This is a genomic window from Nocardia sp. CA-136227, from assembly GCF_050955695.1.
In the GTDB taxonomy this organism is placed as follows: domain Bacteria; phylum Actinomycetota; class Actinomycetes; order Mycobacteriales; family Mycobacteriaceae; genus Nocardia.
Genome location: NZ_CP192081.1, coordinates 2,022,633 through 2,045,887, shown reverse-complemented (window position 1 = coordinate 2,045,887; position 23,255 = coordinate 2,022,633). Strand labels below are relative to the sequence as shown.

Here is a 23,255-nt window from a genome sequence, read left to right as displayed (position 1 = left end):
GCGGGCCCGTTCAGTAGAGTGTGCCCATGGGGAACCTGCGCGCACAGATCATCGCCGAATTGGGCGTCCTGCCGTCGATCGAACCGAAAACCGAAGTGCGGCGACGCATCGACTTCCTCAAGGAGTACCTGGGTTCCACGCCCGCGACCGGCTTCGTGCTCGGCATCAGCGGCGGCCAGGACTCCACCCTCGCCGGACGGCTGTGCCAGCTCGCCGTCGAGGAGTTGCGCGCCGAGGGCCGCGAGGCCACCTTCGTGGCGGCGCGCCTGCCCTACGGCATCCAGGCCGATGAGCACGACGCGCAGATCGCCCTGTCCTTCATCCAGCCGGACCGCTCGGTCGCGGTGAACGTCAAGCCCAGCGCCGACGCCGCCGCCGGTGAGGCCGCGACCGGCATCGTGGAACTGCACGAGGAGCCCCGCCTGCGGGACTTCGTGCGCGGCAACATCAAAGCCCGCGAGCGCATGCTGCTCCAGTACGCCATCGCCGGCCAGCTCAACCTGCTGGTCGTCGGCACCGACCACGCCGCCGAGGCGGTCACCGGCTTCTTCACCAAGTTCGGCGACGGCGGTGTCGACATCACCCCGCTGACCGGTCTCACCAAGCGCCAGGGCGCGGCCCTGCTCCAGGAACTCGGCGCCCCGCCCAGCGTCTGGCAGAAGGTCCCCACCGCCGACCTCGAGGACGACCGCCCGGCCCTGCCGGACGAGGAAGCGCTGGGCCTGAAGTACTCCCAGATCGACGACTACCTCGAGGGCAAGGACGTCGGCCCCGAGGTCTCGGAGAAGCTGGAGCGGATCTTCCTCAACACTCGCCACAAGCGCGCGGTCCCGGTGACCCCGCTCGATACTTGGTGGCGCTGAACCGAGGCATATAAACCACCGCATCCGTATGCTTGAGGATATCCCGTTCAGGCATACAGGAGGCGGCCATGTCACGCACGATGATCGACATCGACGATGAGGCCCTGGCGGAAGTCAGTGGCCTCCTAGGCACCACCACCAAGAAGGACACGGTGAATGCCGCCCTACGTCAGGTCATCGCCTGCCACCGCCGTTCGGCCGCGCTGGAACGGATGCAGGCCCGATCGAGGTCCGGCGCCTACGACGATGTGATCGACCCGGGCCGAAGGGACGAGGCGTGGCGATAGTTCGGTATCTGATCGACACAAGCGCTCTGGCCCGGATGGGGCATCCAGATGTCTCGGCCGTATGGGCCAGCACGCTACAAGCCGGACTGGTCCATATCTGCGCGGCCACGGAGACCGAATTCCTATACTCCGCAAGGTCATTGAGCGACTTCGAACAGGACCGCGACGACCTCGCCGCCATTTATCCCTGGCAGCCGATGCCCGATCGAGTCTGGACCCGGTTACGCGAGGTGCAGTACGAGCTGGCCAAGCGGGGCTGCCTGCGAAGCGCCGGTATCGCCGACCTCCTGGTGGCAGCCACCGCCGAACTTGCCGAGCTGACCGTCCTGCACTACGACGCGGATTTCGACACGATCGCCAAGATCACCGGCCAGCCGACACGGTGGATCCTCCCCGCCGGGTCGGCCTGAGAGGTCGATCGACCGCCTCCGTCAGCCCTTCTTCTGATCCGGCTCCTCGAGCAGACGCCGGTGCAGCTCGGATGTCATGGCGTGAATGGCCCGGGTGAGCTCGGTATTGGTCTTGAGCTCGAGCTCCTGTTCCTGAAAGTCGTGATCGGCCTTGGCCTGCTGGAAATCGGCCTGCCGGTTCTGGCCGATCATGACGAAGGTCGACAGGAAGATCGCTTCCAGCGAGACCACCAGCGTCAGGGTTGGCCACGGACTCTTCTCGACCAGCAGCATCCACACCGCGAAGCCGATGGCATGGATGTAGACGAAGGTCATCGAGCCCGCGAACTTGGTGATCCAGTCCGCCACCCGCAGCTGCAGGCTGGCGGCCCGCGCCTCCTGGACCTGCGCGAACGCGGGATGCGGCTGGATCGGCGGCGGGGTCGGTTGCGGCGGTTGCGTCATTCGGCTCGGTCTCCTGGCGACGACGTGCGGGGACCGGCGAATGTTAGCGCCCGGCAGCGCAATTCGCTGCGATGCGCGGCCGGGTTCGACGCGGGGGTCTAGCCGCCGGCGAACGGGGGCAGGACGTCCACGCGGGGGGTGAGTGGGGTGGATGCGTCGCGGGTGAGTTCGTCGCCGATGAGGTAGGCGCAGACCTTGAGCATGGGGTCGAGTTTCGGGCCGTAGGTGGCCGAGAGGGTGGTTCGGAGGTCGGCGATGGTCGCGCCGGGCGGGAGGGACAGGGTTTCCTTGTCCTTGCCGACGGCGTCGGCGATCGCGGCGAAATAGCGGACCTCAACCACCGATGGCTCCCATCGTTCGGGTGGGCGGGACGAAGCCGGCGACGTCGATGCCGTGGCCGGCGGACTTGTTCCACATGGCGCCGCGCCAGAGGGCGGCGATGTCGGGGTCGGTGGCGCCGGAGCGCAGGGCGGCGCGGATGTCGTACTCCTGGTCGCTGAACAGGCAGGAGCGGATGCGGCCGTCGGCGGTGAGGCGGGTGCGGTCGCAGTCGCCGCAGAACTTGCGGGTGACCGAGGCGATGATGCCGACCGTGGCGGGGCCGCCATCCACCAGCCAGCGCTCGGCGGGGGCGGAGGGGTCCTCGCGGTCGGTCTCGGCCAGCGTGAAGCGCTTGCCGAGGACGTCCAGGAGTTCGGCGGCGGTGATCATATTGGCGCGCGCCCACTCGTGGTCGGCGTCGAGCGGCATCTCCTCGATGAAGCGCAGTTCCGCGCCCACGTCCAGACACCACTGCAGCAGATCGGCCGCACCGTCGAGGGTTTCGCGCATGAGGACCGCGTTCACCTTGAGTGGGGTGAGCCCGGCGGCGATGGCGGTGCGGATCCCGGCCTGCACCGAGGCGAGGCGATCGCGGCGGGTCAGGCGGTGGAAGCCGTCGCGGTCCACGGTGTCGAGGGAGATATTGATGCGCTTCAGGCCCGCGTCGGCCAGGGCCTGGGCGCGATGCTCGAGTCCGACGCCATTGCTGGTCATGGCCAGCGGCGTATCCGGCAGTGCCGCATGGCATCCCGCGATGATCTGCTCGAGGTCGCGGCGCATGAGCGGTTCGCCGCCGGTGAAGCGCACCTCGTGCACGCCGAGTTCACGGACCGCGAGGGTCACCAGCCGCACGATCTCCCCGGTGGAGAGCAGTTCGTCGGCCGGGATCGCGGGCAGGCCCTCCTCGGGCATGCAGTAGGTGCAGCGCAACGAGCACTTCTCGGTGATGGACACGCGCAGGTCCCGCGCCACCCGCCCGAAACGGTCGAGCAGGAGCGGGGTGTCCGGGCGGCCGTCGATATCGGGCCGCCCGGTTCGCACAGCGGGCATGCCCATCGCGACCACGGTCATTGCACCATTATTGCCGGGCCCGCAAGTCTTCGTAGATTCCTACGAGCCGGACCCGGTGATCAGCCGGTCACGACCTGGAGGATTCACCCGCGTATAGGCTCAGCGGCATGAGTTCCCGGCACGCGACCGCCCCGGCCCGACCCGTCGACGACCATCGTCGGCGCATCGAGGACGCCCTGCGGCCCCTGGCCGGTCGGAGCACGGAAACCGTCCCGATGGCCGCGGCGCTGGACCGCCGCCTGGCCGTCGACGTGTACGCGCCCCTGGACCTGCCGGTGTTCCGCAATTCCGCCATGGACGGCTACGCGGTCGCCGCCGAATCGGTGGCGATCGTCCCCGCGACCCTGCCGCTGGCGGGCGTGGTCGCCGCCGGCAACACCGAAAAGCTCACACTGGCCCCGGGCACCGCGGTGAAGGTGATGACCGGCGCGCCCGTGCCGCCCGGCGCGGACTGCGTGGTGCCGGTGGAGCACACCGAATCCGACGGCGTCACCGTGACGATCCGAACCAGCCGCGCCCCCGGCGATTTCGTGCGCGAGCCCGGCACCGACGTGCGCGCCGGACAACTGCTGGCCGCGGCGGGCACCCTGCTGCGGCCCCGGCACATCGCGGCGCTGGCCGCGGTCGGGCTGGGCGAGCTGGAGGTGACGCGGCGGGTGCGGGCGGCCGTCCTCACCACCGGCGACGAACTGCGGCCCGCCGGGTCGGCCCTGCTGCCGGGCCAGATCTTCAACTCCAACGGCATCGCGCTGGCCGCGGCCCTGTCCGACAACGGCGTCGAGGTGGTGTCGGTCGCGCACTCCACCGACGAGCACGCCGAGTTCCGGCGGCGGCTGGCCGAGGCGGTGGCCCAGGCCGATGTGGTGTTCACCTCCGGCGGCGTCTCCATGGGCGACTTCGAGGTCGTCAAGGAGGTGCTGGCGGCCCAGGGCGGCGAATTCGGCCCGGTGGCACTGCAACCCGGCGGCCCGCAGGGATTGAGCACGGTCGACGGCGTCCCGGTGCTGAGCTTCCCGGGCAACCCGGTGAGCACCATGGTGTCGTTCGAGGTGTTCGCCCGCCCGATCCTGCGCGAACTCGCGGGCCTGCCCGCGCTGCCGATCACCGAACTGCCGCTGCTGGACGCGGTCCGCTCCCCCGCCGGGAAACGGCAGTTCCTGCGCGGCAAGCTGACCGAGAACGGGGTGACGCTGGTGTCGGGGCAGGGTTCGCATCTGATCGCGGCCATGGCGCACGCCGACGTGCTGATCGACGTCCCGGCCGCCGTCACCGAGCTGCCCGCGGGCGCGATCGTCGAGGTCCGGCCGCTGTGAACACCCTGTCCTCGCTGTGCCAAGGTGGTGCCCATGAGTGAGTTGTCGCATGTCGACCGTGAAGGTCGCGCCCGCATGGTCGACGTGAGCGCGAAGGCCGACACCGCGCGCATCGCGGTCGCGGCGGGCGAACTGCACACCACCGCCGAGGTGATCAAACTGGTCCGGGCCGACGACATGCCCAAGGCCGACGTGCTCAGCACCGCCCGCATCGCCGGGATCAACGGGGCCAAGAAGACCTCGGAACTGATCCCGCTGTGCCATCAGCTGGCGCTGTCGTCGGTGAACGTGAGCTTCGGGTTCACCGACACCACCATCACCATCGAGGCCACCGCGAAGACCAAGGGGCCCACCGGAGTCGAGATGGAAGCGCTGACCGCGGTCGCGGTCGCGGGGCTCACGCTGCACGACATGGTGAAGGCGGTGGACCCGGCGGCCACCCTCAACGGGGTGCGGCTGGTCACCAAAGAGGGTGGCAAGCACGGACATTGGGTGCGGCCCGAGGCCGAGCAGCACGCCGGGCACCATCACGAGAAGCACACGGCGCACGAGAAGGCCGCCGCCGCAACGGCTCCGCTCGCGGGTGCGGGCCGCTCGGCCGCCGTCGTGGTCGCCTCGACCGGCGTCGCCGCCGGCACCCGCACCGACACCACCGGCCCCGTCCTCACCGAATGGCTTGCCGCGCAGGGTTTCTCGGTGCGCGGACCGCTGGTCTTCGCGGACTCCGACATCACGTACGGCCTCGAGGACGCCCTGTCCCGGGAACCGGACCTGATCGTCACGACCGGCGGCACGGGGGCTTCCCCCACCGACGCCACCCCGGAAGCCACCCTCTCCCTGCTGGATCGGGAGCTGCCGGGCGTCGCCGAGGCCATCCGCCAGGCCGGGACCGCGAAGTTCCCGCTCGCGGCGCTGAGCCGGGGCGTGGCCGGACTGGCCGGGCGCACCGTGATCGTCAATCTGCCCGGTTCGCCGGGCGGGGTGAAGGACGGCATCGCCGTGCTGACACCGCTGCTCGAACATCTGCTGGCCCAGGTGGCCGGAGGAGGCAACCATGAGTGAGCTGCTGGCCCGGATCAGCGATCAGGACCTGGATCCGGCCGAGGTCGAGAAGGCCGTGGACGGGCCGCATCACGGGGCGGTCGTCGTGTTCACCGGCAAGGTGCGCGATCACGATGGCGGGCAATCGGTTTCGGCGCTGGAGTACTCGGCGCACCCGCAGGCCGAGCAGTTCCTGCGCAAGGTGTGCGAGGAGGTGGCCGCGTCCTCCGGGCTGCCGGTCGCCGCGGTGCACCGGGTCGGGGACCTGACCATCGGGGATCTGGCCATCGCCGTCGCCGTCGCGGCCCCCCACCGCGCCGAAGCCTTCACCACCTGCGCCGAACTGGTCGACCGCATCAAGCACGAGGTCCCGATCTGGAAGCGTCAGATGTTCGCCGACGGGCTCTCCGAATGGGTCAACGCCTGCGGTTAGGCGACTCTCGGGCTCTCCGGGGCTTCTCCTGACACCCCTTCCACCAGCGCACCTCGCACGGCGGTCCGAGCCAGATCGCCCAGCCGCGTGTGGTTGAACAGCAGGTTCAGGGTGAAGGCGGTCGCGGCGGCCAGGCTGATGCCGCTGTTGAGCAGGATCTGGGCCGAGGACGGGAACTTCTCGAACATGCCCTTGGTCAGCACCGGCACCAAGCCGACGCCGATCGAGACGGCGACGATGGTCAGATTCACGCGGTCGGTGAGGTCGGCGCGGCGCAGCGTGTCCACGCCGATCACCGCGATGGTGGCGAACAACACCAGGCCGACACCGCCGACCACCGGCTGCGGGACGGTCGCGACCAGGGCGCCGAAGCGCGGCACCAGGCCCAGGACGATCAGGATCGCGCCGCTGACCGCCGTCACGTAGCGGCTGTACACGCGGGTGGTGGCGACCGCGCCGACATTCTGGTTGAAGACGGTGTCCACGAACGAGTTCAGGACCCCGGCCAGCACCGCGGACAGGCCGTCGCCGACCAGTCCGCGCGCCACATCGGCTCGGGTCAAGGGTTTTCCGGTGATCTCGCCGAGGGCGAGCATGCTCGCGGTGGACTCGGCGAACACGACCGCCAGCACGATGGTCATGGCCACCACCGCGGTCACCGGGAACTGCGGCGCCCCGAAGTGGAAGGGCTGCGGCGCACCCAGCCAAGCCGCACGGGACACGCCCTCCAGCTCGACCAGCCCCATCGGGATCGCGATCACGATGCCGACGATGAGGGCGATCAGCACGCCCAGCTGCGACCACACGCCCCGCCCGAGCACGGTGCACACCAGCGCGACCACCAGAACCGCTGCCGCCAAGGCGATCCGGGACGGCGCGGCGAAGCTCGCGGCCTTCGGGTCGCTGCCGACGATCAGGCCGCCCGCCACCCCGATCAGCGAGATGCCGACCACGGTCAGCACCGTGCCGCTCACCAGCGGCGGGAAGAATCGCACGATCGACGCGAACGGCCAGGCCAGGGCGATGCCGAGGAGGCCGCCCAGCAGCATGGACCCGTACAGCGCCTGCAGCCCGTAGTCCTTGGCGATCAGGATCATCGGGCTCATGGCCACGAAGGTGGCGCCGGTGACGATGGGCAGCCGCGCGCCCGCCAGCTTGCCCGGTCCGAGGCTCTGCACCACGGTGATGATGCCCGCGACCAGCAGGTCGGCGCTGATCAGCAGGGCGACGGTGGAGTGGTCGAGCTTGGCTGCCGCACCGAAAACCAAAGGCACCGTGACGCATCCGGTGTACATGATCAGCACGTGCTGCAAGCCGAACACCAGCAGGCGATGCCAGGGCAGCCGCGTGTCCACGGGATGCGGTGATGTCATGGGTGGCCCTGCCTTCCGTCGGGGTGGGTTGCTGGTCAGGCTAGGCAGATCGCCCGGTGCGAGCCTTTGTCCGATGAGCCAAACGTGGCGGTCACGATGTGCGGTGATTTGTCCGCGGAACCAGCGTGTGCGGCGGCCGTCGTCGGTCACAGTGAGGCACAGTGATCAGCGACCACGGGAGGCGACCATGAGCGAAGCCGACGGCCGGATCGTGCTCGGCCCGCACCAGTACGGGAAGGCCGAGAACCGGGTGGTGCGGATCTACCGCGACACGCCACGCCACGAGATCCGGGATCTGAACGTGTCCTCGTGTCTGCGCGGCGCGTTCGACGAGGCGCACACCGTGGGTGATCAGGGCGCGGTGCTGCCGACGGATTCGCAGAAGCAGACCATCTACACCTACGCCAAGAGTCACGGCGACGGCGGCATCGAGGACTACGGGCTGGCGCTGGCCCGTCATTTCACCGGCGAGATCGAGCCGGTCACCTCGGCCCGCATCGAGATCGAAGAGTATGCGTGGCAACGGGTTCCGGTCGGCGGCAGCGGCCACGACCACACCTGGACGCGGGTCGGCCCCGAGGTGCGCACCGCCGCGATCACCGTGCGCGGCCGCGGCACGGACCGGCGCGAATGGGTGATCGGCGGCGTCAAGGACCTGGTGATCCTCAAATCCACGGGCTCGGAGTTCGCGGGGTTCCTGACCGACCCGTTCACCGTCCTGGAACCCGCCTACGACCGCATCCTCGCCACCAGCCTCGACGCCCGCTGGCGCTTCGCCACCCCGCCCGCCGACTGGGACGCCGCCTACCACGGCATCCGGGCCGCGCTGATCGAAACCTTCGCCACCCTGCACTCGAAGGCCTTGCAGCAGACCCTGTACGAGATGGGCCGAGCTGCCCTGGCGGCCTACCCGTGCCTGGCCGAGATCCGCTTCTCCGCGCCCAACAAGCACCACTTCGCCTACGACACCGGCCGTTTCGGCGTCCCCAACAACGGGGAGGTGTTCCACGCCGACGACCGCCCCTACGGCCTGATCCAGGCCAGTGTCCTGCGCGAGGGCGCACCGGACCCCGGAATCGCCTGGGACCCCTACACCGGCGCGGTCTGACCCGACAACGTCCGCACCGCCAGGTACAGATCGAGCCGATCCTCGATCCGCCCGAGATCCCGCCCGGTCAACTCCTCGATCCGTCCGATCCGATAGCGAACGGTATTGAGGTGCACATGCATTCGCTCCGCGGCCTGCCGCCACGACCCGTCGCAGCCGAGGAACACCTCGAGGGTCCCCGCCAGCCCGGCCCCGTGCACCCGGTCGTACTCCAGCACCGGCCCCAACACACGTTCCGCGAACCGCCGCTGTAATCCACCGGGCACCGCGGTGAACAGCCCGACGGCCGAATCGATATCGGCGACACGGACACTGACCGGCCCGGCATCCTCCCGCGCCGCCGTGGACGCGGCCGCCGCCGCGCTGATCGTCCCCGCCAGCGGTTCCTCCGGCTGCCGCGCGCTCACCCCGACCGCGAGCCGGATCCCGCCGAGCGCCGGTGCGATTCGGCCGAGTCGGCGATTCACCACGCCCGCCGTCGCGGCCTGGGTCCCCGCGGTCACGCCGACCAGCCTGCCGTCCCCGTCGATCGTGGTGACGATATCCGGCAGGGCATCGTGCAGGGCGGTGCGTACGGCCCCCAGCGCGGCGGCACCGTCGGGCAGACCCGGACCACCGTGCGGGGTGCCGGTGGTGAGGTGGACCTCGCAGACGATCGCCGCTTCCGTGAGTCCGGGCCGGTCGGGGAACGGGGCCGGGAAGCGGTCGGCCAGTTCCCAGTTCAGGTGCCGGCGGTCGGCGCGGCGTTGGCGGTAGAGCTCGGCCACCGCTGCGAGGTCCGCGCCGTAGGGATCGAGTTCGGGGGCCGAGGGGCGGATCGCCAGGTACCAGGCGGTGATTCGATCACCGGCGCCGACCTGGAGGACGCGCAGGGCTCCGGCGGTGACGGCGGGGAGGCGCGGGGCGGTCAGGGCGGTGGCGAGGATGCGGTCGATCTCGGGGTCGGTCAGGGGCTCGGTGCCCGCGATGACGGTGCCGGTGGCGGTCAGGAGCCAGGCGGAGACCTGTTGTTCGGCGGCGAAATCGGCGATCAGGGTGTCGATCTCGGCTCCGGCGGTGAGCAGGCGGCGCTGGCGGTCGGCGCGGGATTGGACTCGGCGCCAGCGCACTTCGGCGGTCTGTTCGGCGAGGTATTCGATGATGCGGCTGAACGGCACGCTCTGCGGGGCCGACAGCAGCGGCAGGCCGTGGTCTCGGCAGGCCGCCACCACGTCGTCGGGGATGTGCCCGTGCAGGGCCTGCCCGGCCACCACGCCCGCCGCGCCGGATCCGGCGAGCAGGCCGACGTAGCGGTCGGAGTCGGCGGCCTGCTGCCGCCACACCAGGCCGGTGCAGACCAACGCGCCCGGGGTGACGAAGGGCCGGGGGTCGGGCATGTCGGTGGCGCAGACTCGAGCGACCGTCCGGTCCAGGTCCCCCGCGTCCCCGTGGAGCAGCCGCATACGCAGTTGCGGCGCATCGAGGATGTCGCGTACTCGCACAGCGCACCTCCCGTGGTCGGTCCGAATTGTCCGTCACGGTAGAAGCCGGTTGTTGCCACCCCGTTTCCGAGGAATCACACCTCGGTAGGGTGGTCGCCGTGAGTCGGCGCATACCAGTCCTGATCGTGGCCGGGTTCCTCGGTGCCGGCAAGACGACGCTGCTCAACCGGCTGTTGCGGACCCGCAACGCGCGGATCGGGGTAGTGGTCAACGACTTCGGCGCGGTGAACATCGACGCCATGTTGGTGGCCGGGCAGGTCGACGCCATGGTGTCGCTGGGCAACGGGTGCGTGTGCTGCGCGGTCGACGTCAGCGAACTGGACGAGCTGTTCGACCGGCTGGCGCATCCCAAGCAGAAGATCGACGTCATCGTGGTGGAGGCCAGCGGGCTGGCCGAACCGCGCAACCTGATCCGCATGGTCGTGAACAGCGACAATCCGCGGATCCGCTACGGCGGGCTGGTCGAGGTCGTCGACGCCGAGCACTTCCCCGCCAGCCGCGATCAGCATCCCGAACTCACCACGCACCTGCGGATGGCGGATCTGGTGGTGCTGAACAAGTCCGATCGGGTCGAGGCGGCCGCGCTGGAGCGGCTGCGCGCCGAGATCACCGAGGTGGTCGGGCAGGTGCCGGTGTACCCGACCAGCCACGGGCGCATCGACCCCGGCCTGCTGTTCGACCTGCCCACCCACGCGCCCCGCGCCTCGCGCATCGGCGAACAGCTCAGCTTCGACGAACTACTGCACGGCGACGACACGCCCGGCGCGGACGATCCGGGTCACGGCGACCACTGCCACGACGGCTGCTCGCACGACCACCGGCATCTGCACGACGGCTACGACAGCGTCTCCTTCACCTCCGACACCGACCTCAACCCACGCGAACTCATTGCGCTGCTGGAGGATCCGCCGTCAGGCCTGTTCCGCGCCAAGGGCGTGCTCGCGTTCGCCGTCCCCGACGATCCGCGAAAGTTCGTGCTGCACATGGTCGGCCGCCACATCACCCTCGAGCCCACCGCCTGGGCCCGCCACGAGCCCCGGGTCAGCAATCTGGTCCTGATCGGCGCCGGCCTCGACGCCGACGCCGTCACCGACCGGCTGCGCGGCGCCGTCCACGCCGCCGCCGATCCCCTCGACGACCACGCCCTGCTCCCGGTCTGGCGCTACGTCGCCGATGACCAGGCGCTTGTCGGCGAGGGCTGATTCGGCCTCGAGTTCGGCGCGCAGCTCGGCCACCTCGGCGGCCAGCTCGTCGCGCATCGACTCGCGTTCGGCCAGCGCCGCCCGCATGGTCTCGACACTGTCGTTCATGGCCGCGAGCCGCTGATCGGCGCCCTTGAGCAGCCACTGCACCACGTCCCGCCGCCCGACCGCGGCGCTCGCGGCGCGCACCCAGTCGACCGCGAACTCCACCCACTCCTGCGGCCTGGGCGCGTCCTTGGGATCGTCCCACCCCTTGCGCTGGGCCGCCTTGGTGGACAGCACCAGCTCCGCCTTCTTACCGCGTCCTGGCGAGTTCATCTCCGCCAGGGACAGCTTGCCCGCGCTGGTCACCACCGCGGTGAACCGGTACTTGCCCGCGAGGTGCATGCGCAGTTCGGCGGTGCCGCGGCCGTCGGAGTCCATGGCCCCCAGCCACGGCCCGTCCGCCGCCTCGATGATGGCCGCCAGAATCTCCAACTGCCCGACACCGCGGCGCAACCGCGCGGCGGCGGTCCGCAACGCGCCCGGCGTGGCCGTCATCTGATCCCAATGCATGCCCCGAACATATCCCCACCGCGGGACGCCGCCGTGATTGACTGGCCGAGTGAACGAGTTCCCGGCAGTGGCCTCGTGGCGGCATCGCGGTGCACGGACCGGATTCGAGGTCGCGTTCTTCGCCGAGGACGAACGCGGGCTGCTGATCCGCGGCACCACCACCGCCACCGAGGACGGCGCGTCCTGGATCATCGATTACGTTGTGCTGCTGGACGCCTCGTGGGTGACCCGGTCGGCCCGGATCACCGGGCGCGGCGCGCACGGCGTCCGGGTGGTGGAACTGGAGGCCGACGGGTTCGGCCGGTGGACCGTCGACGGCACGCCCGCACCGCACCTGAACGGCTGCCTGGATCTGGACCTGGAGTCCTCGGCCATGACCAATGCCTTTCCGGTGCACCGGCTGCGACCGCTCGGCGATCACCCGGTCTCCGTGCCCGCGGCGTACGTCCGGGCCGCGGACCTGTCGGTGGCGCGCCTGGAGCAGACCTACTGCCGCGTCGGCGCGCGGCACGTCGCCTACACCGCACCCGACCTGGACTTCGCCTGCCGGTTGACCTACGACGCGGACGGCCTGATCTCGGACTATCCGGGTATCGGGGCGCGGGTTGAGTAACCGGGCTCGGTAACTTCGCGCAGAAACAAGCGAGGAGGCTCGTTTTCGCCGCGGAGACGCGACGGTGCCCTAGCCTGGCGGCGTGCGAGTTGTGGTGGCGAATCGTGGTGAGGTCGCGGTCCGAGTGGTGCGGACGGCGCGGGAACTCGGATACCCGACGGAGGTGCTGCACACCGCCGAGGACAGCGCGAGTCTCGCGGTGCGACTCGCCGACCGGGCGCTGGTGCTGCCGGGCACCGGCGCGGCCGGATACCTGGACATCGGCTCGGTGGTGCGCGCGGCCGCGGCCTGCGGGCCCGGCGCGCTGGTCCACCCCGGATACGGCTTCCTCAGCGAGAGCGCCGAATTCGCGGCCGCCTGCGCCGCGGCCGGCCTCACCTTCGTCGGCCCCTCCCCCGAGGTGCTGCGAATCTTCGGGGACAAGGTCGCGGCCCGCGCGGCCGCCGAACGCGCCGGACTGACCGTGCTCCCCGCCACCCGGGCGGGAGCCGAGTCCGCCGAGATCGCGGCCCTGCTGGCCGACCACCCCGACGGCATCATGGTGAAGGCCGCGGCGGGCGGCGGTGGACGCGGCATGCGCCCCGTCACCGACCCGTCCCGCCTGGCCGAGACCATCGACCGCTGCCGGGCCGAGGCGCGCGCCGGATTCGGCGACGACCGGGTGTACGCCGAGGCGCTCGTCACCCGCGCCCGCCACATCGAGGTGCAGGTGGTCGCGGACGGGATCGCGGCCACCACACTGGGCGACCGTGATTGCAGCGTCCAGCGGCACCGCCAGAAGCTGATCGAGATCGCACCGGCCCCGGATCTGCCCGGGGCGCTGCGCGATCGGCTGCACCGGGACGCGATCCGCATCGCCGAGGCGGTGGGGTGCCGTGGCGTCATCACCGTCGAATTCCTGGTCGAGCCCGGCGCGAGCGAGGGCGACGCGAAAGTGTGGTTCCTCGAGGTGAATCCGCGCCTCCAGGTCGAGCACACCGTGACCGAGGCCGTCACCGGCGTGGATCTGGTCGCCCTGCAACTGGATCTGGCGCAGGGCCGGACCCTGGCCGAACTCGAGCTGCCCAAGAACGAGCCCCGCGGCTACGCCGTACAGGCGCGCGTCAACGCCGAACTGCTCGCGGCGGACGGATCGGTGCTGCCCAGCACCGGCGTGATCAGCCGCTTCGACGCCCCGACCGGCCTCGGCGTCCGTGTGGACACCGCCGCCCAGGTCGGAATGCGCCACAGCGTGCACTTCGACTCACTTCTCGCGAAGATCATCGCCCACGCCCCGACCCACCCGGCCGCCCTGCGCCGCTGCGCGGACGCGCTCGCGGAGACCGCGATCGGCGGCGTCGACACCAACCTCCACCTGCTGCGCGCCGTGCTCGCCGAGCTGCACGACCTGAGCACACCGATCGACGCGGACAGCGGCGTGGGTGTCACCACGGAGTGGTTCGAGCGGCGACTCGACGACTTGCGCTCGCGCGCCGAGACTTTCGAGGATGCGATCACCGCTGGATCGGTGGACGCCGCCGAGAACGGCGCGGCGCACTGCTCGGCTGATCGCGCTGCCGCCGCCGGGTTCGAGCCGGCCGACGGTGAGCAGGCGTTGCGGTCGCCGATGGGTGCGACCGTGGTGTCGCTGGCCGAGCCGGGCGCGGTCCTGGCCGCCGGGGCCGAGGTCGCGGTGCTGGAGGCCATGAAGATGCAGCACGTGTTGCGGGCGACCGAGCCGCTGCGGGTGTTGCGGCACGCTGTCGCGGCCGGCGAGGTGGTGGATCCGCATGCGGTGCTGGTGATGTGGGTGGCGGCGGATCACGACGGTCCGGCCGCGGAATCGACCGTGGTGGATCTGGATTCGATCCGGGCCGACCTGGCCGAGGTGCTGGATCGCCACCAGACCACCTTGGATGCCCGGCGGGAGACCGCCGTCGCGAAGCGGCATCGGCTGGGGCGGCGCACGGCGCGGGAGAACATCACCGATCTGGTCGACGCGGACAGCTTCGTCGAGTACGGGGCGCTGGCGGTGGCCGCGCAGCGCAGTCGGCGCGGGCTCGAGGATCTGATCGCCAATACCCCCGCCGACGGCTTGATCGCGGGCGTCGCCACGATCAATGCCGACCGGTTCGGCCACGATCGCGCCCGCGCCCTGGTCATGTCCTACGACTACACCGTGCTCGCGGGCACCCAGGGCATGCGCAATCACGTCAAGACCGACCGCATGCTGGAACTGGCTCGGGAGCAACGGCTTCCGGTGGTGTTCTTCACCGAGGGCGGCGGCGGGCGGCCCGGCGACACCGACCACGGCGGCATCTCGGGGCTGGACGTCACCACGTTCCGGGCCATGGGCGCGCTGTCGGGGCAGGTGCCGCTGATCGGCATCGTGTCGGGGCGCTGCTTCGCGGGCAATGCCGCGCTGCTGGGCATGTGCGATGTCGTGATCGCCACGCCCGACGCCAATATCGGCATGGGCGGCCCGGCCATGATCGAGGGCGGCGGGCTGGGCGTGTACGCGCCCGAGGACATCGGGCCGGTGGAGGTGCAGCGGCGCAATGGCGTGGTGCACGTGGTGGCTGCCGACGAGGCCGAGGCGGTGGATGTCGCCCGCCGCTACCTCTCGTATTTCCAGGGCGCGCAGGCCGAGTGGGAGGCCCCGGACCCACGGCCGGCCCGGCACGTGGTGCCGGAGAACCGGCTGCGCGCCTTCGATATTCGCGCCGCCATCGCCTCGGTGGTGGACGTCGGCTCGGTGCTGGAACTGCGCCGGGACTGGGGCGTGGGCATCGTGACCGCCCTGGTCCGGGTGGAGGGCCGCCCGTTCGGGCTCATCGCCAATGACTGCCACCACCTGGGCGGGGCCATCGACGCCCCGGCCGCCGACAAGCTCTCGGCGTTCCTGCGACTGTGCGGCGCGCACGGCCTGCCCATCGTCTCGCTGTGCGACACACCGGGTTTCATGGTCGGCCCCGAGGCGGAGGAGCACGCCACCGTCACAAAGTTCAGCCGCCTGTTCATCGACGCCGCCGCATTGGACGTCCCGTTCGGCACCGTGATCCTGCGCAAGGGTTACGGGCTGGGCGCGCAGGCCATGGCGGCGGGCTCGTTCCGTGCGCCGCGCTTCGTGATCGCCTGGCCCACCGGCGAGATCGGCGGGATGGGCCTGGAGGGCGCGGTCCGGCTGGGCTTCGCCAAGGAACTGGCCGCCATCGAGGACCCGGACCAGCGGCAGGCCGCGTTCGACGCCCTGGTCAACGCCGCCTACGACGCGGGCAAGGCCCTCACCGCCGCAACGGTTCTCGAACTCGACGATGTCATCGACCCCGCCGACACGCGGCGGTGGCTGCGGACATTGCGCTGAGCACCCGCGCTTACGCGGCTCCCCCGCGCCAGCGCCGCAGGCAGGCGTACCCGACCGAGAGCGCGGCGACGCCACCGAGCGACTGGCCCGCGCTGACATAGCGCGGACGGCGGAGCCGGAACCTGGTGCGCCGCGCCTCGCGCGCCCGCAGGCGTTCCTCGGTGAGGTCGGCGTAGCGGCCCGGCAGGAAGGTGTCGAAGTACTCGGACACGAAATTGTCGGTGCGCCGCACGGGCAGTCGCATATCGCCCATCAGATCATCGATGTGGTGGGAGAGGTAGGGCCCGACGTAATAGCCTTCCGGCCGCGCGGGCATGACCTCTCCCAGCCAGGCGCCGACCCGGTCGATCTCCCGGTGCATCTCGGCGGCGGGCGGCAGCTCCAGCTCGCCGAGGAAGTGCTGGGACAGCCAGTGCGCGGAGACCTCCGCGGTGAGCTGGCAGGCGGTGGAGGACCCGTACCCGATGAACCCGAGGCGCGGATGCTCCGGCGGCAGAATGTGCCGGTACAGCAGGAATCGACCGTCGGAGAGGACGTCGGTGCGTAGCTCGCGGTCCAGGAACGGCAGCGACTGCCGCCAGCCGGTGGCGAACACCACCAGGTCCGCGGTCAGCCGTTCCCCGGTGTCGAGGGTGAGTTCGGTTTCGCCGGCGCAGCGCGCGATGTGGCCGCGCCGCAATCGGATCCGGCCCCGCCGGGCCTCCCGGTAGAACTCCTCGCTGACGCCGCCGTGTTCGATGCCGCCGGGCAGCGGCGGCTCGGGCACCATGATCCGCGGCATCCGCAGCGCGAGTCGCATCAGGAGTTTCAGGTACCGCCAGACCAGCTCGGTCAGCGGTCTGCCCGGGCCGTGCAGCAGCCCCTCCACCCGGTTGAGCCGGTGGTAGCGGAAGAACGACTCGGAGAATCGATTGAGGTACAGCTGGTCCGACGGCTGTCCGCCGATGAACCGCGGCAGCATCGGATAGGGCTTACGGAACACCAGGGTGCAGTCGCGGGCTCGTTCGGCGGCCCAGGCGGCGCAGTCGAGCGCGGATTTGCCCGCGCCCACGACCACCACGCGGCGGCCCGCGAACGCGGTGGGTTCCAGGGCCTGACTGGAGTGGGCGATCACACCGCGAAAGAGGTTGCTGTCCTGAATATCTGGAATGTTCGGTTCGGAGAAGGTTCCGGCGCACACCACCACGAAATCGAACGCCAGCGTCTCGACCCCGTCGGGCCCGACCACCTCGACCTCGAATCCCTTGCCCGCCTCGGATACCCGGATGACTTCCGTGCCCAGGCGTAGGTAGCGGTACAGGCCGAAGCGTTCCACGTACGAGGCCAGGTAGTCGCGCACCTGCCCGGCGGTGGGGAATACATCGGCCGATTCCGGGTAGGGATGGTCGGAGTACGCGTAGGTGGCCCGGGAGTTGTTGGTGCGCAACCCCGGATAGGTGCGCGACTCGATCCACACCCCGCCCGCGGCGGTCTCCTTGTCGAAGACGACGACCTCGAAGCCGTCGTCGCGCAACACCTTCGCCGTCACCAAGCCCGCGATACCGGCCCCGATGACCCCGACCCGTACGTCACCCGCACTCGTCACGTCCGCGTATCCCCTCTGGAACGAACAGGCACAGCCGCGCCACAGGCTACGGCAGCCTGCGGCGCGGCGGACCGTCGTCAGAGCGACTCGCCATGTTTTTGACGAGTTGGGCGTGTCGCGACTTCTCGCCGAAATCGCTTATACCGGATGAACTTACGAGACCGGGAGCTCCGGGATCCGGGTGGCCCGGGCGTACACGGTCTCGCCCTCTGCCAAGTGCAGCGCCTCCGCGTCACCACGGGTGACCTGCGCGGTGAACAGATCACCGGTGGCCGCGTTGCGCAGCTCCACACGCACCTCGAAGCCCAGCCGGACCACGCGCTCCACCGTCGCGCGGGTGACGCCGGAGGAATCCGCGGTGCCCTCGTGCGCGGCCAGCGCCATGCTCGGGTCCCGGCCGACGCGAATGTCGTGCGGCCGCACCATATGCCCGTTCAGCTTGGCCACCGCGCCCAGGAACGACATGACGAACTCGTTGGCGGGCCGGTCGTACACGTCCTCCGGGCTGCCGACCTGCTCGATGCGGCCCTTGTTCATGACCGCGATCCGGTCGGCCACGTCCAGGGCCTCCTCCTGGTCATGGGTGACCAGGACGGTGGTGACGTGCACCTCCTCGTGCAGCCGGCGCAGCCAGGTGCGCAGGTCCGCACGGACTTTCGCGTCGAGCGCGCCGAACGGCTCGTCCAGCAGCAGCACCTGCGGGTCCACCGCGAGCGCGCGGGCCAGGGCCATGCGCTGACGCTGACCACCGGACAGCTGCGCCGGATACCGGTGCTGGAAGCCGTCCAGACCGACGATCTCGAGCAGCTCGTCGACCTTCTTCTTGATCTCGCCCTTGGGCCGCTTGCGGATCTTGAGCCCGAAGGCCACATTGTCACGCACGGTCATGTGCTTGAACGCCGCGTAATGCTGGAACACGAAGCCGATGTCGCGCTTCTGCGGCTGCACATTGGTGACGTCCCGCCCGGCGATGGTGACGATGCCCTTGTCGAGGGTCTCCAGTCCCGCGATCGAGCGCAACAGCGTGGACTTGCCCGAACCGGACGGGCCCAGCAGCGCGGTCAGCTCGCCCGAGGGGATGTCGAGGCTGACGTCGTCGAGAGCGGCGAACGTGCCGTAGCGCTTGTTCGCGTTGGTCACGGTGATCATTTGGCAGTGCCCCGCTTGCGTTCTAGGAGGGTCATGAGCAGAAGGACAACGAGGGCGATGCCCATGAGCAGGGTCGCCGCGCAGTACGCGCCGAAGGTGTTGTGATCGTTCACGTAGCGCCCGTTCACCAGCAGGGTGAGGGTCTGTGACTTTCCGGGCAGGCCGGTGGACACCATGATCACCGCGCCGAACTCGCCGAGCGCGCGGGCCACGGTGAGCACGATGCCGTAGGTCAGGCCCCAGCGGATCGCCGGAAGGGTGATGCGCCAGAACGTCTGCCAGCCCGACGCGCCCAGGGTGGCGGCCGCCTGCTCCTGATCATCGCCGATCTCGTGCAGCACCGGCTCCACCTCGCGCACCACGAACGGCAGCGTCACGAAGATGGTGGCGATGACCATGCCCGGCAGATTGAAGATGATCTTCAGACCGTGGCTGTCCAGCCCGCCGAACCAGCCGTGGGCGCCCCACAGCAGGATCAGCGAGACACCCACCACCACCGGCGACGTCGCCATCGGCAGATCCACCACGCCCTGCAGCAGATTGCGGCCGGGGAATCGGCCACGCACCAGGGCGAGCGCCACGATCACACCGAAGATCACATTCACCGGCACCGTGATCGCCACGATCTGCATGGTGAGGTTGAACGCCGAGACCGCCGCGGGCGTGGAGATCGAGTCGAAGAACGCGCCGATGCCGCGCTCGAAGGTGCGCATCAGGATGATGCCCAGCGGCACCAGCAGCAGCACGAAGATGTACGCCAGCGCCACCGTGCGCAACGAGATCCGCGTCCAGAAACCGAGTTTCATCTACGACTCCTGTTCCCGGCGCGCCAGGCGCTCGGAGGTGACCCGCAGCGCGAACAGCGTGGCCAGCGAGATCGCCAGCAGCACCACCGAGACCGCGGCGGCGTTCACCGGCCGGTCCACCTCGATCTGCTGCTGGATGTACTGCGAGGCCATCTGGGTCTTCTTCGGAATGCCGCCGCCGATCAGCACCACCGAGCCGTACTCGCCGATCGCGCGGGCGAAGGCCAGGCCCGAACCGCTCACGATGGCCGGGGCCAGCGTCGGCAGGATGATGGTGCGGAAGGTGGTCCAGTTGTCCGCGCCCAGCGACGCGGCCGCCTGCTCCACGTCCTTGTCCGCCTCGATCAGCACCGGCTGCACCGCGCGCACCACGAACGGCAGCGTCACGAAGGCCAGCGCCACCACCAGACCGGGCTGGGTGGCATTGAGGTGGATGTCGAACGGCGACTGCGGGCCGTACAGGGCCAGCAGCACGATGCTGGCCACGATGGTGGGCAGTGCGAACGGCAGGTCGATGAGGGCGTTCACGAACCCCTTGCCCGGGAATTCGTCGCGCACCAGCACCCAGGCGATCAGGGTGCCCATCACCACGTTGATCAACGTGACGATGACGGACACCAGGACCGTCACCTTCAGCGCGTCCAGGGCCGCGGGCGCGGTCACCGCGTCCCAGAAACCGGACCAGCCGTTCTCCAGGGACTTGGCGGTCAGCGCCGCCAGCGGCAGCAGCACGATGATGCTGAGCCACAGCACCGAGGTGCCGATGCCGAGCGGGCCCACCGACCCGGTCACCCGGAACCAGGACCGGATCCGGCCCCTACCCGCCGTCGGGCGGGGTTTGTCGTCTACCGAAACGCCGGGACCGCTCTCGGTCCCGGCGTTCGAGCTGCTGTCACTCACAGTGTCGAGTATCGCTTGTGTCGCAGGTCACCCGGCTACTTGGTGGCCTTGTCGTAGATCTGGGCCACCGAGCCGCTGTTCGGAGTGAACAGCTCCTTGTCCACGGTCTTCCAGCCGCCGAGGTCGTCGATGGTGTACAGCTTCTGCGGGGTCGGGAAGGTCTTGGCGTTGTCCGAACGCACCTGCGGGTCGACCGGACGGAAGCCCGCCTCGGCGAAGGCCTTCTGCGCGTCCTTGGTGTAGAGGAAGTCGCGGAAGGCGATGGCGTTCTTCAGGTTCTTGGAGTTCTTCAGCACCGCGACCGGGTTGTCGATCCGGAAGGTGGTGTCGGGCACGACGTGCTCGATCGGGTCACCCTTGGTCTCGGAGAAGATGGCCTCGTTCTCGTAGCTGAGCAGCACGTCGCCGGTGCCCTGCAGGAAGGTGTCGGTGGCCTCGCGACCCGACTTGGGCTGCACGTGCACGTGGCCCAGCAGCTGGGTCAGGTAGTCCAGACCGGCCTGGGCGTTCTTGCCGCCCTCGCCCTTGGCGGCGTAGGGGGCCAGCAGGTTCCACTTGGCCGCGCCCGAGCTGAACGGGTTGGGGGTCACCACCTCGATGCCCGGCTTGAGCAGGTCGTCCCAGTTCTTGATGCCCTTGGGGTTGCCCTTGCGGACCGCGATCACCACGACCGAACCGAACGGGACGCCCTTGTTGGCGTCGGCGTTCCAGCCCGCGTCCACCTGACCGGAATCCACCAGGCGGGTGATGTCGGGCTCGACCGAGAAGCTCACCACGTCGGCCTCGGCGCCGTCCTTCACCTTGCGGGACTGGTCGCCCGAGGGACCGTAGGAGGCCTGGAACTGGGTGCCCTTGCCGGCGTCGGTCTTGTTGTAGACCGGGATCACCTTGTCGTAGGCGGCCTTCGCGACCGAGTACGCGAACAGGTTGATGTTGCCGCCGCCACCGGCCGCCGCACCCTCGTCCTTGGTGTCGGCCGCGCCGCCGCTGCAGGCGGTGAGCACGGTGGCCGCGACCGCGGTGAGCGCGACGGCGAAGGTAGATCGGCGAGAGAGACGAATATTGCGGGACATCGGCGTGGACCTTTCGGGCTACCCGCCGGAGGGACCTCGACCGGCGGGAATGAACGTTTGCCGTAGACCCGTCACGGGGAAGGAATACGCGACGGTGGCGCTCCGGCCCGAAGGCCGCCGGGGAGACGAACACGAACTGCGAAAAATGCGCGCGCCAAGTCTACTCAGACGTGCAGCAGTGCCCGATCGGCGATCAGCGACAGTGAATGTCAGCGACCGCGAGGCAACCCACAGCGATCAACGCCAATTCATGGCGGACCTGGGGAACAACGCTCGACAGCACGGGGCGACTTTAGCAGAGGTGCACGTCAGGCCGCTAATCTCCGGCGGTTTGAAATCGTCTCGAGCACAACCCTGGTCGAGCACGGCAGACTGTATCGAGACTGCGACTTTCCAACGGGGGACATTCCATGACGACAGCGCCCGCACGTATCCGCCGGGACTTCCCGGGCATCTCCACTCGCGCCTGGGAGCATCCGGCCGACCGCACCGCGCTGGTCGGCCTCCGGCAGCTGAGCGGCTTCGACACGCTGCTGCGCACCCTCTCGGGTCTGCTGCAGGAGCGGCAGCACCGGCTCATGTACCTGGCGACCGCGGTGCGGGTCGACGAGCGGCAGTTCAAGAACCTCCACCAGCTGCGCGCGGACGCGGTCAAGATCCTCGACGCGCAGCGCACCCCGGAGATGTTCGTGCTGCAGCAGCCCGAGGTCAATGCCTTCACGATCGGCATGGACCGGCCGTTCATCGTGGTGACCACCGGCCTGCTGGATCTGCTCGACCACGAGGAGCTGCGATTCGTGGTCGGCCACGAGCTCGGGCACGCGCTGTCCGGGCACGCGGTCTACCGGACCATGCTCATGCACCTCATGCGGATCGCCGACGGCATCGGCTGGATGCCGGTGGGCGGCTGGGCGGTTCGGGCCATCGTGGCCGCGCTGATGGAGTGGAGCCGCAAGTCCGAGCTGTCCGGGGACCGGGCCGGACTGCTGGTCGGACAGGACGTGGAGGCGTCGGTGCGGGTGCACATGAAGCTCGCGGGCGGCTCCCGGGTGGACGAGATGAGCCACGCGGCGTTCCTCACCCAGGCCGACGACTACGACCGCGCGGGCGACCTGCGCGACGGCGTGCTCAAACTGCTGAACCTGGAACTGGCCAGCCACCCGTTCTCGGTGCTGCGGGCCGCGGAACTGCGGCGCTGGATCGCCAGCGGTGAGTACAACCGGGTGCTGGACGGGCAGTACCCGCGCCGGGAGCAGGACAAGGACGCGCGGATCAGCGAGGAGATCAAGCACGCGGCGCGGTCGTACAAGGAGAGCTTCGACCAGTCGGAGGACCCGCTGATCCGCACCGTGCGCAATCTGGGCCGCGATGTCGGGGCCACGGTCAGCACGGTGGGACAGGAAGTCGGCGAGACGCTGTCGAAGCTCGGCAAGCGGCTCCGCGGCGACAGCGACGAATGAGATGAGAAAGGGGTCCGGGGCCATCGGCCCCGGACCCCTGCTCTCGCTCGGGAGTGCCCGGGTGGGCTACTCGTCGCCCTCGACCACCGGCGGGGTCTCGAGGATGTCGAGGATCCACTCCTCGGTGGCGGATTCGGCATCCTCCTCGTCGGGGCGGATGCGGTTGCTCAGGCGCACGCCCAGACCCAGCAGCTGGGCGGCCCTGACCATCTCGAGGGCCTCTTCGGGACCGGCGTAGTGGGTGGCGATCAGACGGGGCTCGTCTTCGAAGTCCTCTTCGGACAGCACGAGGTCCAGACCTTCATCGGTAGTCGACATGGGTCAGCACAGTACGCCCAGAGTTCGCCGAAGCGGTACCGAAACTCGCTCAGCGAGTGAACAACCAGGCGACGACTACGAGAACAAGTAGTGCGATCAGGGCGAG

At 69.8% G+C, this 23,255-nt stretch carries 23 protein-coding genes; 11 read left to right on the top strand and 12 right to left on the bottom strand.

The genetic code is table 11. The features are described from left to right. Positions 1-26: 26 nt before the first annotated feature. The 3 genes from nadE (at position 27) to ACQP06_RS09085 (ending at position 1,560) form a co-directional block, all read left to right on the top strand. On the top strand, positions 27-863 hold the full coding sequence (nadE, locus tag ACQP06_RS09095) for an ammonia-dependent NAD(+) synthetase (RefSeq protein ID WP_433671820.1): 837 nt from the start codon (positions 27-29) through the stop codon (positions 861-863). 68 nt (positions 864-931) lie between these two features. Beyond that, positions 932-1,150: a type II toxin-antitoxin system VapB family antitoxin gene (locus tag ACQP06_RS09090; RefSeq protein WP_433671819.1), complete on the top strand. Its 219-nt coding sequence runs from the start codon at positions 932-934 to the stop codon at positions 1,148-1,150. Continuing rightward, complete coding sequence (locus ACQP06_RS09085; RefSeq protein ID WP_433671818.1) at positions 1,141-1,560, top strand: PIN domain nuclease; 420 nt, start codon at positions 1,141-1,143, stop codon at positions 1,558-1,560. The genes ACQP06_RS09090 and ACQP06_RS09085 overlap by 10 nt, the downstream gene beginning before the upstream one ends. 21 nt (positions 1,561-1,581) lie before the next feature. Here ACQP06_RS09085 and ACQP06_RS09080 read toward each other — a convergent pair whose 3' ends face one another. From ACQP06_RS09080 to moaA, 3 genes are all read right to left on the bottom strand, one after another. Next, the gene (locus ACQP06_RS09080; RefSeq protein WP_433671817.1) at positions 1,582-2,004 is read right to left on the bottom strand and encodes a DUF1003 domain-containing protein; all 423 of its coding nucleotides are present in this window, start codon (positions 2,002-2,004) and stop codon (positions 1,582-1,584) included. Between the two features lie 98 nt (positions 2,005-2,102). Then, positions 2,103-2,345, bottom strand: a complete 243-nt coding sequence (locus ACQP06_RS09075; RefSeq protein ID WP_357096347.1) for a MoaD/ThiS family protein — start codon at positions 2,343-2,345, stop codon at positions 2,103-2,105. Next, positions 2,338-3,396, bottom strand: a complete 1,059-nt coding sequence (moaA, locus tag ACQP06_RS09070; protein ID WP_433671816.1) for a GTP 3',8-cyclase MoaA — start codon at positions 3,394-3,396, stop codon at positions 2,338-2,340. The genes ACQP06_RS09075 and moaA overlap by 8 nt, the downstream gene beginning before the upstream one ends. A gap of 107 nt (positions 3,397-3,503) precedes the next feature. Here moaA and ACQP06_RS09065 point away from each other — a divergent pair, with 107 nt between their 5' ends. From ACQP06_RS09065 to ACQP06_RS09055, 3 genes are read left to right on the top strand one after another with little or no spacing between them, the layout of a single operon-like run. Next, the gene (locus ACQP06_RS09065) at positions 3,504-4,709 is read left to right on the top strand and encodes a molybdopterin molybdotransferase MoeA (protein ID WP_433671815.1); all 1,206 of its coding nucleotides are present in this window, start codon (positions 3,504-3,506) and stop codon (positions 4,707-4,709) included. Between the two features lie 33 nt (positions 4,710-4,742). Continuing rightward, complete coding sequence (gene moaCB / locus ACQP06_RS09060) at positions 4,743-5,771, top strand: bifunctional molybdenum cofactor biosynthesis protein MoaC/MoaB (RefSeq protein ID WP_433671814.1); 1,029 nt, start codon at positions 4,743-4,745, stop codon at positions 5,769-5,771. Further along, positions 5,764-6,183: a molybdenum cofactor biosynthesis protein MoaE gene (locus ACQP06_RS09055; protein WP_379101454.1), complete on the top strand. Its 420-nt coding sequence runs from the start codon at positions 5,764-5,766 to the stop codon at positions 6,181-6,183. Before moaCB ends, ACQP06_RS09055 begins: the two co-directional genes overlap by 8 nt. Here ACQP06_RS09055 and ACQP06_RS09050 read toward each other — a convergent pair. Beyond that, positions 6,180-7,556: a uracil-xanthine permease family protein gene (locus ACQP06_RS09050; protein ID WP_433671813.1), complete on the bottom strand. Its 1,377-nt coding sequence runs from the start codon at positions 7,554-7,556 to the stop codon at positions 6,180-6,182. The genes ACQP06_RS09055 and ACQP06_RS09050 overlap by 4 nt on opposite strands. A gap of 187 nt (positions 7,557-7,743) precedes the next feature. Between ACQP06_RS09050 and pucL the strand changes: the two genes are divergently transcribed. Further along, positions 7,744-8,664 carry a factor-independent urate hydroxylase gene (gene pucL, locus ACQP06_RS09045; protein WP_433671812.1) on the top strand — a complete coding sequence of 307 codons (921 nt, stop codon included), beginning with the start codon at positions 7,744-7,746 and terminating at the stop codon, positions 8,662-8,664. Here the strand turns inward: pucL and ACQP06_RS09040 are convergent. After that, positions 8,646-10,145 carry a PucR family transcriptional regulator gene (locus ACQP06_RS09040; protein WP_433671811.1) on the bottom strand — a complete coding sequence of 500 codons (1,500 nt, stop codon included), beginning with the start codon at positions 10,143-10,145 and terminating at the stop codon, positions 8,646-8,648. The two genes, pucL and ACQP06_RS09040, sit on opposite strands and share 19 nt — an antisense overlap. Before the next feature lie 98 nt (positions 10,146-10,243). Here ACQP06_RS09040 and ACQP06_RS09035 point away from each other — a divergent pair, with 98 nt between their 5' ends. The 3 genes from ACQP06_RS09035 (at position 10,244) to ACQP06_RS09025 (ending at position 15,858) form a co-directional block, all read left to right on the top strand. After that, positions 10,244-11,347: a CobW family GTP-binding protein gene (locus ACQP06_RS09035; protein WP_433671810.1), complete on the top strand. Its 1,104-nt coding sequence runs from the start codon at positions 10,244-10,246 to the stop codon at positions 11,345-11,347. Positions 11,348-11,951: 604 nt separating this feature from the next. Further along, positions 11,952-12,515, top strand: a complete 564-nt coding sequence (locus ACQP06_RS09030) for a putative glycolipid-binding domain-containing protein (RefSeq protein WP_433671809.1) — start codon at positions 11,952-11,954, stop codon at positions 12,513-12,515. Positions 12,516-12,597: 82 nt separating this feature from the next. Then, positions 12,598-15,858 (top strand): carboxyl transferase domain-containing protein, encoded by a 3,261-nt coding sequence (locus tag ACQP06_RS09025; protein ID WP_433671808.1) that lies wholly within the window; start codon positions 12,598-12,600, stop codon positions 15,856-15,858. 10 nt (positions 15,859-15,868) lie between these two features. Here ACQP06_RS09025 and ACQP06_RS09020 read toward each other — a convergent pair whose 3' ends face one another. From ACQP06_RS09020 to ACQP06_RS08995, 6 genes are all read right to left on the bottom strand, one after another. Beyond that, positions 15,869-17,443, bottom strand: a complete 1,575-nt coding sequence (locus ACQP06_RS09020) for a flavin-containing monooxygenase (RefSeq protein WP_433671807.1) — start codon at positions 17,441-17,443, stop codon at positions 15,869-15,871. A gap of 153 nt (positions 17,444-17,596) precedes the next feature. Beyond that, positions 17,597-18,592, bottom strand: coding sequence for a sulfate/molybdate ABC transporter ATP-binding protein (locus ACQP06_RS09015; RefSeq protein WP_433671806.1), 996 nt, complete (start codon positions 18,590-18,592; stop codon positions 17,597-17,599). After that, positions 18,589-19,398 carry a sulfate ABC transporter permease subunit CysW gene (gene cysW, locus ACQP06_RS09010; RefSeq protein WP_357096380.1) on the bottom strand — a complete coding sequence of 270 codons (810 nt, stop codon included), beginning with the start codon at positions 19,396-19,398 and terminating at the stop codon, positions 18,589-18,591. The genes ACQP06_RS09015 and cysW overlap by 4 nt, the downstream gene beginning before the upstream one ends. Next, positions 19,399-20,298 carry a sulfate ABC transporter permease subunit CysT gene (gene cysT / locus ACQP06_RS09005; RefSeq protein ID WP_433671805.1) on the bottom strand — a complete coding sequence of 300 codons (900 nt, stop codon included), beginning with the start codon at positions 20,296-20,298 and terminating at the stop codon, positions 19,399-19,401. Between the two features lie 35 nt (positions 20,299-20,333). Continuing rightward, positions 20,334-21,371, bottom strand: coding sequence for a sulfate ABC transporter substrate-binding protein (locus ACQP06_RS09000; protein WP_433671804.1), 1,038 nt, complete (start codon positions 21,369-21,371; stop codon positions 20,334-20,336). 193 nt (positions 21,372-21,564) lie between these two features. Next, positions 21,565-21,654, bottom strand: coding sequence for an Ms4533A family Cys-rich leader peptide (locus ACQP06_RS08995; RefSeq protein ID WP_357096386.1), 90 nt, complete (start codon positions 21,652-21,654; stop codon positions 21,565-21,567). Between the two features lie 127 nt (positions 21,655-21,781). Here ACQP06_RS08995 and ACQP06_RS08990 point away from each other — a divergent pair, with 127 nt between their 5' ends. Further along, on the top strand, positions 21,782-22,831 hold the full coding sequence (locus ACQP06_RS08990) for a M48 family metallopeptidase (RefSeq protein WP_433671803.1): 1,050 nt from the start codon (positions 21,782-21,784) through the stop codon (positions 22,829-22,831). A 66-nt stretch (positions 22,832-22,897) separates the two neighbouring features. On the opposite strand, the gene ACQP06_RS08985 is transcribed toward ACQP06_RS08990, so the two are convergent. After that, positions 22,898-23,149 (bottom strand): hypothetical protein, encoded by a 252-nt coding sequence (locus ACQP06_RS08985; RefSeq protein ID WP_433671802.1) that lies wholly within the window; start codon positions 23,147-23,149, stop codon positions 22,898-22,900. Positions 23,150-23,255: the final 106 nt, after the last annotated feature.